The following is a 12233-nucleotide window of genomic DNA, read 5'->3' on the forward strand; positions in this document are numbered from 1 at the left end:
TGCTAGTCGCCACTGAACTGTACGGCCCTGCTCCGGCCCGCCGCTTTGGCCTGATATAAGGCGTCATCAGCCTCACCAATCAGATGCTCTACATCTGTCTGTGCGCCAACCTGTGGCCGACTGGCAACACCAATACTCAGACTCAGGTCATAATGATTCTGCTCGCGATAGGTAACTACCAGACGCTGAGCCATTTGCAACGCTTTTTCTGCATCGATTTCGGGGCAAATCAGTACAAATTCGTCGCCTCCCCAGCGTCCAAGGCTGTCACTGGGGCGAATGGAACCGGTCAGAAATGCGCTGAGTTCAGCCAGTGCTGCATCCCCAACCTGATGCCCTAAAGTGTCGTTCAGGGTTTTAAACTTATCTATGTCAACCATCATCACTGACAAAGGCCGCTGATATCGATGCGCCCGACTTAACTCGTCTTTGAGGATCTGTTCTATCTGCCCGCGGTTGTAGACCTGGGTTAAAAAGTCCAGCTCAGCTTTTTGTTGCAACTGCAGTTCCGGACGGATATCACGGATCACAGCAACAAAGTATGGTTCCTGCCCGAGTACGGTTCTGGCAATGGCAATATCCAGTGGTATTTCTTCGCCGGATTTGTGTAGTCCCACAATATTCAAGCCATTTTGACCTTTACGACGCATCTGCGCGCGCCCAGTAAAACTGCGCCGCTCTTTACTGTGTAGTTCACGAAAGCGTACCGGAATGAGATCTTCTACTGTCATTTGCAACAGCTCCTGATCAGCATATCCAAACAACTCAGTGCACGACTGATTAACCCGGGTGATCCTGCCGCTATATTCACAGTAAAGTAACGCATCCGGGATAGCATCGAACAAGCAGGCACGCTCTTCTATGGTCCTGAGCTGCGCGCGTAACACCACTGCACCGGCACATGCCAGGATCACAACCAATGACAACAGTAGCCAGGCTTCGATGGAACCTTTGTTGATCACGCTTTCCAGCGCCGCTTGATGCTGGTGTCTGGTAATTTGAATTCGGGCCTCCATGCCAGAACGTAATGATTGCAAAGCGCTGTCCAGCTGCTGATGTTGCTGCAACTGAAGCTGCTCAGAATACTCATGCGATAAAGGTGCGTCTACTGTCGGGTCAGTGCGGTTTGTAGAGATTTGTTCAAGGTAACGTTTAATTTGCTCAAGCGCTTGTCGCTCTGTCTCACTCAAGTCAAGCGACGCGATCATCGCAACTATCTGCATAGCGACTGTCGTTTGGGCATCGGCTTCAAGTGTTAATTGAGCGGGCCTGTAGTCTTTAACCCGATGTGCTGTGTCTGAGTGACTAAGTTGGCGTTCCAGCTCGTCAAGCAACTCGGCCTCACGAAGAATTATATCCGCCTGCTGTTGCCAGTGCTGCTCAAACTTTGCGATTACTTCATTTGCATCATCACTGATATAAAACATCACAACGTTGGCCAACACAGTCGCACCAGCAAGTGTGGCTATAAAAGTAAAAAAGTACCTGTTGTGCATGCCATATCCCCGGGCAAGTGACGAACGCTATCACCTAAGTTACCAAGTGCAAGCAATGTGCCGACAATTATCTCTTTATTCTAGCCGAAAATAAAAAAGCCGCATCAATGCGGCTTTTTTTAATGCTCAGACAAGTGCTTAGCTGTAGTAAGCTTCCCCAGCTTCGGCCTTAGCCAGCAGCGGCTCCGCCGGTGTAAACACCGCGTTGTCGGTAGCATAGGTAGACAACTCTGAACACACTTTGTTCAGACCACGTTTGTCCATATAGCTGAACGGCCCACCTAAGAATGGCGGGAAGCCAATACCAAAGATGGCACCAATGTCACCATCGCGGGCACTGTCGATGATACCTTCATCCAGACAGCGCGCAGCTTCATTGAGCATTTGCGCCACACAGCGGCTGGCAATTTCTTGCTTGTTCAGACGTGGTGCCGGTGTAATTCCCAGCAAGTCATAAACAGACTCGTCCACCTTCTTGCCTTTGGCTTCATATTTGTAGAAGCCCTTGCCGGTCTTACGACCCAGACGCTTGCTGTCGATCATGCGAGCAAAGGCATCTGGTGCTTTAAAACGCTCACCCAGTTCTTTTTCAAGAATAGGCGCAATCTTAGAGCCGATGTCCACACCCACTTCGTCCAGCAGTGCCAAAGGACCAACCGGGAAGCCAAACTCAACCAGGGCCTGGTCAATCTTTTCGATTGGCTCGCCCGCTAGCAGCAGATTGGCTGCTTCGTTAACGTAAGGCGCTAGAATACGGTTGACATAGAAGCCCGCTTTGTCTTTTACCACGATAGGCGTCTTGCCCTGTTTGCGCGCAAAATTAACGGTACGCGCAATGGTTTCTTGTGATGTGCCCTCGTGCGGGATGATCTCAACCAGTGGCATTTTCTCGACCGGCGAGAAGTAATGCAGACCAATCACGTTCTCGGGGCGTGCTGCTTTTTCAGCGATCTGCGCAATCGGTAACGACGAGGTGTTACTGGCAAAAATAGTTTGCTCTGTGCATTCGCGCTCGATGTCTGCCACCATGCTTTGCTTCAGTGCCAGATCTTCAAATACCGCTTCAATCACGATATCAGTATGACGCATGCCGGTGTAGTCAGTGGTACCTGTGATGCGGTTCATTGCCAGTTGCAGATCGGCTTTAGACAGAATACGTTTTTTCTGTTTTTTAGACAGGATCTTGTAGCTGTAGCTTAGTGCATTGCTGATCCCCTGATGTGCCACATCTTTAATGCGCACAGGTACACCAGCTTTTACCGCACTCACGTGGGCAATACCGCCGCCCATCAGGCCGCCACCCAGTACCGCCGCGCGGTTAATCTTAGGCGCGTCGTCGCTTTGCCACTCTTTTTTCATCTCTGTGGTCGCGAAGAAAATGCCACGCAGTGACTGTGACACTTCGGTCATGACCAAGTCAGCAAACCCTTCGGCTTCTGTTTTGTAGGCTTTCAGTTCACCTAATTCAACTGAAGCACGCACTGCCTTGATAATAGCCAGTGGCGCCGGATAGTGACCACCGGTTTTCTTCTCAACGTTTTCCTGCGCTTTTTTGAAGATGATGTTGCGGCCAAACGGATTTGATTCTAGCAGCTGGCTAAGCTTATCCAGCTTAGGTTTACGTGCTTTAGGCTTGCTGCCACGAGCCAGTTTGATGGCCACATCCAGTAAAATACTGTGCGGCACGCTGTCGTCAACCAGACCGGCTTTTTTAGCTTGCTTGGCACGCACTTGCTTGCCCGTCAGCATCCATTCTAATGCTTTTTGAATACCCACCAGTTTTGGCAGACGTTGTGTACCGCCACCGCCTGGTAACAGGCCTAATTGCACTTCTGGCAAGCCCAGCTTGGTTTTATCGTCATCACTACATACGCGATAATCACACGCCAACGCGAATTCAAGACCGCCACCCAGTGCCGCACCGTGAATGGCCGCAACCGTTGGGAATGGCAGCTTCTGCATTTTGAAAAATGCCTGCTGGCACATTTCAGATAAGCGCAGCGCATCTTCGCGGGTTTTTGCCTGATCCAGCATTTTGATGTCGGCACCGGCAATAAAGTTATCGTCTTTGCCGCTGACAAACACCATGCCAGTTACATCATCACTGCGACCCTGCTCCAGGATAGTCATCAGTTCATCGGCAAAACTGTCGCGCAGCGTATTCATCTTCTCACCCGGCACATCGATGGTGACGATGGCCACGCGGTGACTGTTTAATTCATAACTAAATACTGACATTATGCACTCTCCAATACAAAGGCTGCACCCAGACCACCAGCCGCACAAGCTGTAGTCAGCGCAAGTCCACCGCCGCGACGTTTCAGTTCATTCAGGGTTTGCGTGATCAAACGCGCGCCTGTTGCCGCAAACGGGTGTCCATAGGCCAAAGAGCCACCGTTTACGTTGAATTTATCCATATCGATTTCACCCAGCGCTTTGCTGCGACCCAGCTTTTCCTGAGCAAACTTATCAGAGGCGAACATCTTCATGTTGGCCAGAGTTTGCGCCGCAAACGCTTCGTGCATTTCAATTAAATCTAAGTCTTGCAGAGTCAGACCCGCACGCTCCAGTGCCAGTGGTGTGGAGTGAGCCGGACCCATCAGCATGTCTTCGTGCACGCCAATGGCAGTAAACGCGTAGTTGCGCACATAGCCCAGGATCTCGTACCCCAGTGCTTTGGCTTTGCTTTCGCTCATCATCAGTACCGCAGCGGCACCATCAGTGAGTGGCGTGGCGTTTGCCGCAGTGACCGAGCCATGCTTGCGATCAAAAACCGGACGCAATTTCGCGTAGCCTTCCAACGACGAGTTCGCACGGATGTTATTATCTTTGTCGATAAAACCTTTGTACGGCTCCACGTGTGCCGTCATGACTTCGTCTTTTAGCAGACCATCATCCCAGGCTTTGGCGGCCAGGGTGTGCGAGCGATGTGCCAGCGCATCTTGATCGGCACGGCTGATAGCATGGGTTTTGGCCATTTGCTCTGCCGTCTGACCCATAGACAAGCCTGTTGAGTATTCAGCAACAGCCGGTGGCACTGGCATCAAATCTTTCAGTCTGAGCTTTGAGAAAATCTTCAGACGCTGTGACAAAGTACGTGCTTTGTTTAAATCAACCAGGCTGCCAGCCAGCTTTTTGCTCACACCAATGGGGAGTACAGACGATGAGTCTGCACCACCGGCGATACCCACCGCCGTATGACCTGCAATAATAGATTCGGCAACGTTGGCGACCGCCTGAAAACTGGTGGCACAGGCACGAGATACAGAATAAGCATCGACGGATACCGGCATGCCGGTGCCCAGTACGATTTCACGCGCAATGTTTGGCGCTTCCGGCATTTGCACGACCTGGCCGAAAACCAGCTGGTCGATTTCGTTTTTATCTATATTCAGGCGTTCCAGCATTTCATTGACAACGACCTTACCCAGGTCCAGTGCCGGTACGTGGTGATAGGCCGTAGCCTGTTTCGCAAAGGGTGTACGCAGGCCAGAAACAATGGCAATGCGGTCCCCTTTTGTTGTTTTTAGAATGTGTTGTTCAGACATGAATTTTGCTCTCCCGCTGACAGGTCTGACCTGTTATTGTCGTTTGATTCTAAACAACCGAATCCTTAATGCCAATAGCAAATTGGAAAATCTTATCATTCGAGTAAGATTGAGAAGGTCCTTCTAAACGCCGCTATTAAATCTAGCCTGATTTTTGCTCAATTCAAAAAGTCACTGAAAAATAAATGAAGTTTTGGGAACTTTCGTCTGCTTCAGTGTCTAATCAAGTTACAAAAAATCGCCCGCAAAACCTTGAGTTTTGCGCCTCAATCCTTATAAATAAGCAAAAAATTTGTCACAACAAGGACAAAGCACCATGGCAGTAAACGCATTTAGTGAACTGAAAAACTACCTCGACTCTCAAATTTTAGGTCAAAGCGCACTGACTGAAGCGCTGCTCATCGCCTTGCTGGCGGATGGCCACCTGCTGGTAGAAGGCCCACCCGGACTGGCTAAAACCCGTGCTGTGAATGCGCTGGCCAAGGGCATTGAAGGCAGCTTCCAACGTGTTCAGTTTACCCCGGACTTGTTGCCCGCCGATATCACCGGCACCGATATATATCGCCAACAAACCAGTGAGTTTGTATTTGAAAAAGGTCCTTTGTTCCATCATTTGATTCTGGCGGACGAAATTAACCGCGCGCCGGCTAAGGTTCAGTCTGCCTTGCTCGAAGCCATGGCAGAGCGGCAGATCACGGTAGGCAAAACAACTTACCCACTGCCCGAGCTGTTTATGGTAATGGCGACGCAAAACCCGCTTGAGCAAGAGGGAACCTATCCGCTACCGGAAGCGCAATTAGACCGTTTCCTGTTACACCTAAACATTGATTACCCGCAAGCGGACACTGAGCTGGAGATCTTGCGCTTAACGCGTGGCGAAGCGCTGTCAGAACAAACCGTGCAGTTTACGCCTATTTCACAGCAGACCTTATTTGAAGCACGCAAAAAAGTGTTATCGCTGCATCTGGCTGAGCCACTTGAGCACTATCTGGTGCAGTTGATCATTGCCACCCGTGAAGCCGCCACGCTGGATCAGCAACTGGGTGCCTGGATTGAATACGGCGCCAGCCCACGGGCTACCATCGCACTGGACAAATGCGCACGCGCGCATGCCTGGTTGCAGGGTCAGGATTTTGTGACACCGGATGATATTCAGGCGGTGCTGCACAATGTGCTGCGTCATCGTATTATTCTGAGTTATGAAGCCCAGGCGGACGGGATCAGCAAAGATCAGGTGATCAGCCGTATTCTGGAACTGGTCCCTGTGCCATAAGTGGTCGCGATGATGAAGCATTCCATGCAACATGCCGATCATACTAACTGGCTGGCACAAAGCCACAGCAATGGCGTTGAACTGACACTCAAAGAGCTACTTTTCTATAAGAGTAAAGCGCGCTTGCTGGATCTTAAGCCCAAGCGTGCCATCCGCAGTGATCAGGCCGGGCAATACCTGGCACCGCACAAAGGCCGGGGGATGGAATTTGCCGAGGTACGTCAGTACCAGTATGGCGATGACATTCGTGCCATTGACTGGCGTGTAACGGCGCGTACCGGAGAGGCCCATACCAAGCTGTATCAGGAAGAGAAAGAACGCCCGGTGTTTATCTTTTGCGATCTGTCCAGCTCTTTGCTGTTCGGCAGCCGCCTGTTGCTCAAATCTGTTCAGGCTGCGCATCTGAGTGCCCTGGTTGCCTGGTCCGCATGCGCGCGCGGTGATCGGCTCGGTGGTGTGGTGTTCAGTGAGCAAGGCCACCATGAGCTTAAACCTACGGCGCGCGACAAAGGCGTGCTGGCATTTTGCCACCAGCTGTGTGATATCCACACGCAGAGCCTGGCGCACCGTGGCGAAAATCTGGCCTCGACGTTTGATAATAATCTCAAGCGTTTATCGCATCTGGCCAAACCCGGCAGCCTGATCTACCTGATCTCCGACTTCAGTCAGCTTAACGAGGCCAGCTTTAAACAGCTTGAGCACCTCAGCCGGCACTGCGAACTGATTGGCTGCCAGATCAGCGATCCGTTTGAGCATACCCTGCCTGCTTATAAAGATGCGATTGAAGTCAGTTCAGCTTCAGGTAGCTGGACGCTGCCGCTGGCGGATAAACAATTCAGGACCCGATTTGCCGAGCAGGCCGAGCAGGCTTTCCAGACCCGGCTTGCGCGTTTACAACGCGCCGGCATGAGTATGCAAACGTTTTGTGCCTCAGCGCCAATAGAAACACAGATCTGCAGGTAATTGATGATGCAAAACCCATTAGATGCACTCCATGATGTGATCCCGCCCGAGCAGGTGAGCTGGTGGCCGCTGCCCCCGGCCAGCTGGGCTGTGATCCTTGTCGCGCTGCTCATCGTGAGTGCCGGTATCTGGCTGGCAGTCAGGCACTGGCAGCATAATGCGGCGAAACGAGAAGCCATTAAACTGAGCCAGCAGCATACTCAAGATGCCCTGGCGCTGCATGGCATACTCAAACGCCTGACCCGACATTACTACGGCACTGAACAGGCCGCTCAACCGACAGCACAGTGGCAGCGGTTGCTGAACAAGCTCACTCGTCAGCAGTTTAGCCAGCAGGACCTCAGTTCGCTCTACAGCAGTCATCCCACGGTGGATTGCAGCAAACTGATGGCGGCGATCAAAGCCTTTAAAACCAAAGAGGCCGTGCATGTTTGAACTTGACTGGCCACTGGCCTTACTGCTGTTACCCCTGCCCTGGCTGATTACCCGTTTTAAACCAACCCCGGCACAAACTCAGGTACGCCTGCGGATGCCAGGCTACCAACAGCAAAGTGCTAACAGGCAAAACCTTGAACGTCCACAGCGCAGTGTAAACCTGATCGAAGCCTTGATCTGGCTGTGCCTGGTTGTGGCGCTCAGTGGCCCCAGCTGGCTCGATGATCCAATCACCTTGCCCAATGAAGGACGCGATATCATGCTGGCCGTGGATTTATCGGGCTCAATGACCGAGCAGGACATGGCCTACCAAGGCAAATATGTTGATCGCCTGTCGGTGGTCAAAGCCGTGCTGTCTGACTTCATTGTCGAGCGACAAGGGGATCGCCTGGGTCTGATTTTGTTCGGTGACACCGCATTTTTGCAGACCCCGCTGACCCGCGACTTACAAACCGTGAGCCAGATGCTACTCGAAGCACAAATCGGCCTGGTTGGCCGGGCAACCGCCATTGGCGATGCCATAGGCTTGTCGGTAAAACGCTTCAACCAAAAAGAGCAAAGCAGCCGCATTCTGATCCTCCTTACCGACGGTCAGAATACCGCGGGCAACCTGAGTCCGGAAGAAGCCCTGATCCTGGCCCGTGAAGAAGGCATTAAAATTTACACCGTCGGCGTCGGCTCGGATGGCCGTGGCGGTTTCAGCCTGTTTGGCATGGGCGGAATGACAGGCAGCAGCATAGATGAAAACACCCTGAAACACATTGCCTCAGAGACCGGCGGCGCCTATTTCCGCGCTAAGGATGTAAAAGGACTGCAACAGATCTATGCCGAGCTGGACAAGCTTGAACCTGTTGCCGATGAAAACCAGACCTTCAGGCCCAGGCAGTCACTGTTTTACTTGCCTTTGCTGATTGCACTGGCGCTGTGGAGCCTGACTTTACTGAGTCACGCCATCAGACAATTGCGAGCTAAGCCACTATGACCGAGTTTATTTTTATCCGTCCAACGCTATTATGGTTACTGCTGCCCTGGCTACTATTAACGGGAGTGCAATGGCTAAAGCGTCATCGCAGTAACGATGAGCAATTAATCGCCCCACACCTTGCACAAGTCGTGCTGGAAGAGGGTCCGCGCAAGCAAAGTAAAAGTACCCCCTGGCTGGTGAGCCTGTTATTGCTGCTGAGTATTTTAGCCGCAGCCGGGCCTAGCTTTGAGAAGCACACAGTCCCTGTGTTCAAAAGCAAACAGGCCCGGGTGCTGGTCATGGATATGTCTTACTCCATGTTTGCCACCGACATTCAGCCCAATCGGCTCACTCAGGCCCGCTTTAAAACTCTCGATATGATTGAGCAGTTTACCGAAGGCGACACCGCTTTGGTTGCTTACGCTGGAGACGCCTTTGTGGTATCTCCCCTGACTGATGATGTCAAAACCCTGGCCAACCTGGTACCCAGCCTGAGCCCAGACATCATGCCCAGCAAAGGCGCTAATGTGCTGGCGGGGCTGGATCAGGCTAAGACTTTGCTGGAACAGGCCGGTTACATTGAGGGTGAGATTATCCTGATCAGCGACGAGGTCGAACAGGACGAGCTGGCGGATATCGCAGACTTGTTAAATGGTACAGGTTTCCGACTACATGTTTATGGTATTGGCACAGTAGACGGTGCGCCAATTGGCCTGCCTGAAGGCGGTTTTTTGAAAGACCGCTATGGGCAGATTGTGGTACCGAAACTGTACCCTGAACGTCTGTCTGCGCTTGCCTCGAGACTCGGTGGCCGCTATGCGGCTTATACCCCCAGTGACAATGACATCAAAACCTTTGCCCCGTCCAAAGTGACCGATCTGGACAGTAATGAACAGCCAGGCGAAACGCTGTGGCACCTGGATGCAGGTAAATATCTGCTGTTTATCATTGTGCCGCTGGCGCTTTGGCTGATGCGCTCTCAGCCGCTCACGCTGGGATTACTCGTGATTGCGTTGTTGCAGCCACAAGTCGGATACAGCGCAGACTGGACCAGCTGGTTTAAAAATCAGGATCAGCAGGCACTGGAATCGTATCAGCAAGGCGACTTTGAGCAAGCCCAGGCCGCTGACGATCCGCTGTTGAAAGGCACTGCGCTATACAAAGCCGGTGATTATGAACGCGCTGCCGAGCAGCTTAAGCACACCACATCTGCCACCGGGCAGTATAACTATGGCAATGCACTGGCCAAGTCGGGGCAACTCGACCAAGCCATTGCAGCCTATGAGCAGGCCCTGAAGCTGGACCCCGACTTTAAGCAGGCGCAGGACAATAAGCAGCTGGTCGAGAGCCTAAGAGAGCAGCAACAGCAATCTCAGCAACAAAATGGCGACCAGTCTGATGATCAGGAGCAGTCCGGCGATCCGCAAGATCAACAGCAAAATGACCAGCAGCAAGACGGTAAACAGCAAAGCGGGCAACAATCAGGCGAACAACAGGACGAGCAATCGTCTTCACAGTCTGACTCTGAGCAACAATCAGACGCGTCACAAAGTGACACACAAAGCCAGCAAAACGCTGAGTCTCAGGAGACGCCTGAATCAGACAATGATAACGCACCTGAGCTTGCACAATCGGAACAACAAAACGAGCAGGAACAACAAGCTGAACAGACAGCTCAGCAGATGCAGCAAGCACAGCAACAAGCTACTGAAGATGGAAGTCAGCCTCAGGGGACACAGCAAATGATGCAAAGTCGCCCACTGACACCAGAAGAAAAAGAAAAAGCACAGCAACTCGATCAGTTACTGCGTAAAGTACCAGACGATCCAGCTATCTTGCTGCGCAACAAAATGTTATTGGAATCACAACAACGGGTGCGTCAGCGCCGCCCGCGAGGAGTAGAAAAATCATGGTAACGCGATTACTGGGATCCGTGATCTTACTTATTACAATGATGCCTGTCTGGGCTGTGGACCAACTCAGCGCCAGTGTCGATAAAAACCCGGTGCTGGTTGGGGAGTATTTTACCCTGACCATAGAGGCCAACGGTAAAGTGTCCGGTCAAATGCCGGATACCAGTGCCCTGAGCGCTCAGTTTGTCACCAGCCCAATCAGTACCAGCTCACGTACCAGTATTATCAATGGCAGTATGAGCAGTACCACCAGCTGGCAAATGCAGCTGCTGTCTCGCAAAGCCGGGGAATTTACCATCCCCAGTTTTGAGGTTGCAGGTCATCAGTCTCGTCCTATCGAACTCAAGGTACTTGCCCGCGAGCAAGATGGCGAGGCGCAGCAAAATATCTTTATTAAGACTGAGCTAAAACCGGATACCCTGCATGTCCAGCAAGCGGCCTTATACACGGTGAAATTATATGTCGGTCAGGATCTGCTTGATGGCCAGCTCAGTGCCCCACAGATGCAGGATGCACAAATCGCCCAACTGGGTAAGCAAAGTGAAGACTATGAAATCGTCAATGGTCGTCGCTACATGGTGGTAACGCGGGAATATCTGGTACAGCCACAAAAAAGCGGCACCTTTACGCTGGAGCCGCCTATTTTTAACGGCCAGATCCGCGAAGGCTATCGCCGTATGGCCGTATCAGCAATGGGTGACGGCATTGAGGTGGAGGTACAGCCCATCCCGAGTGACTACTCCGGCACCTGGTTACCCAGCGAACTGGTTAACCTCAGCGAAGAATGGCAGCCGAGTGACCAAACCGTGATGGTTGGCACACCCATTACCCGTACCCTGACACTCACCGCACTGGGCGTCACCAAAGAGCAGTTGCCAGACATTCAGGTGCCTGACGTCAATGGTTTCAGAACTTACCCGGATGAGACCGATCGCAAACAAATGACCCGCGATGGCCGGGTGATTTCTCAGCTTATTGCCTCCTATGCCCTGCTACCACAGACACCCGGCACTTATACCCTGCCTGAGATCAAGGTGCCCTGGTTTAATACCGTGATCAACAAAGTGCAGTATGCCACCTTGCCATCAAAAACCATTGAGGTAAAAGCCGATCCCAATCAGGTTTCGGTCGCGCCCGCTCCAGTTATCACCGCGCCGCAACAAACAGGTCCTCAAGCTGAACCACAAATTGTGATCCGGGCGGAAGATAAAACCTGGCTGAACTGGGCACTGATTGCATCCGGCTATGTACTGTGGCTAATCACTCTGGCTATCTGGTTCGTAACACGACAATCATCGCAAGCCAAACCGGCAGCGCCTGAGCAGACAAGCACAACGCCAGATGAAGAACAGGCACTCAAGCAGCTCAAGCGAGCAGCAAACGCCTCAGATACGGCGGCCTGTTATCAGGCACTTAAAGCCCTGGCTCGGGCACAAGGCTATGCGCAACTCGCTGCCTGGCGTCATCAGCTGAGTCAGGAGCTGCAAAACGAAATTGCAAAGTTGCAAGGCGCACTCTATAGTGCCAACCAGGAGAGCGTCGATCTGAGCTTACTGTACCGCCTTCTGGCAACGCAGCATAAACAGGTTAAAAGCGCGAAAAAACAAAACCTTGAACCGTTATATTAATTTTTCTTCGGTT

The 12233-nt window shown here is 52.0% G+C and carries 9 protein-coding genes; 6 read left to right on the top strand and 3 right to left on the bottom strand.

What is annotated here, in order from left to right:
* Positions 1–2 precede the first annotated feature (2 nt).
* The 3 genes from MHN33_RS01255 to fadI form a co-directional block, all read right to left on the bottom strand.
* Positions 3–1496 carry a sensor domain-containing diguanylate cyclase gene (locus MHN33_RS01255; RefSeq protein WP_239393369.1) on the bottom strand — a complete coding sequence of 498 codons (1494 nt, stop codon included), beginning with the start codon at positions 1494–1496 and terminating at the stop codon, positions 3–5.
* A 138-nt stretch (positions 1497–1634) separates the two neighbouring features.
* A complete protein-coding gene (gene fadJ / locus MHN33_RS01260; RefSeq protein WP_239393378.1) occupies positions 1635–3734 on the bottom strand; it encodes a fatty acid oxidation complex subunit alpha FadJ in 2100 nt (699 codons plus the stop codon).
* Positions 3734–5044, bottom strand: a complete 1311-nt coding sequence (gene fadI, locus MHN33_RS01265; RefSeq protein ID WP_239393390.1) for an acetyl-CoA C-acyltransferase FadI — start codon at positions 5042–5044, stop codon at positions 3734–3736. The genes fadJ and fadI overlap by 1 nt, the downstream gene beginning before the upstream one ends.
* A gap of 316 nt (positions 5045–5360) precedes the next feature.
* Between fadI and MHN33_RS01270 the strand changes: the two genes are divergently transcribed.
* Genes MHN33_RS01270 through MHN33_RS01295 form a run of 6 tightly spaced genes read left to right on the top strand, consistent with a single transcriptional unit; the run spans position 5361 to position 12220 of the window.
* Entirely contained in the window at positions 5361–6317 is a 957-nt protein-coding gene (locus tag MHN33_RS01270; RefSeq protein WP_239393392.1) for a MoxR family ATPase, read from the top strand.
* Positions 6318–6341: 24 nt separating this feature from the next.
* A complete protein-coding gene (locus MHN33_RS01275) occupies positions 6342–7280 on the top strand; it encodes a DUF58 domain-containing protein (protein ID WP_239394983.1) in 939 nt (312 codons plus the stop codon).
* A gap of 3 nt (positions 7281–7283) precedes the next feature.
* On the top strand, positions 7284–7715 hold the full coding sequence (locus MHN33_RS01280; protein ID WP_239393395.1) for a DUF4381 domain-containing protein: 432 nt from the start codon (positions 7284–7286) through the stop codon (positions 7713–7715).
* Positions 7708–8697, top strand: a complete 990-nt coding sequence (locus tag MHN33_RS01285; RefSeq protein WP_239393397.1) for a VWA domain-containing protein — start codon at positions 7708–7710, stop codon at positions 8695–8697. Before MHN33_RS01280 ends, MHN33_RS01285 begins: the two co-directional genes overlap by 8 nt.
* The gene (locus MHN33_RS01290; protein WP_239393400.1) at positions 8694–10595 is read left to right on the top strand and encodes a VWA domain-containing protein; all 1902 of its coding nucleotides are present in this window, start codon (positions 8694–8696) and stop codon (positions 10593–10595) included. Before MHN33_RS01285 ends, MHN33_RS01290 begins: the two co-directional genes overlap by 4 nt.
* Positions 10589–12220, top strand: a complete 1632-nt coding sequence (locus MHN33_RS01295) for a BatD family protein (protein ID WP_239393410.1) — start codon at positions 10589–10591, stop codon at positions 12218–12220. The genes MHN33_RS01290 and MHN33_RS01295 overlap by 7 nt, the downstream gene beginning before the upstream one ends.
* Positions 12221–12233 lie beyond the last annotated feature (13 nt).

This window comes from Pseudoalteromonas sp. OOF1S-7, from assembly GCF_022347765.1.
Taxonomy (GTDB): domain Bacteria; phylum Pseudomonadota; class Gammaproteobacteria; order Enterobacterales; family Alteromonadaceae; genus Pseudoalteromonas.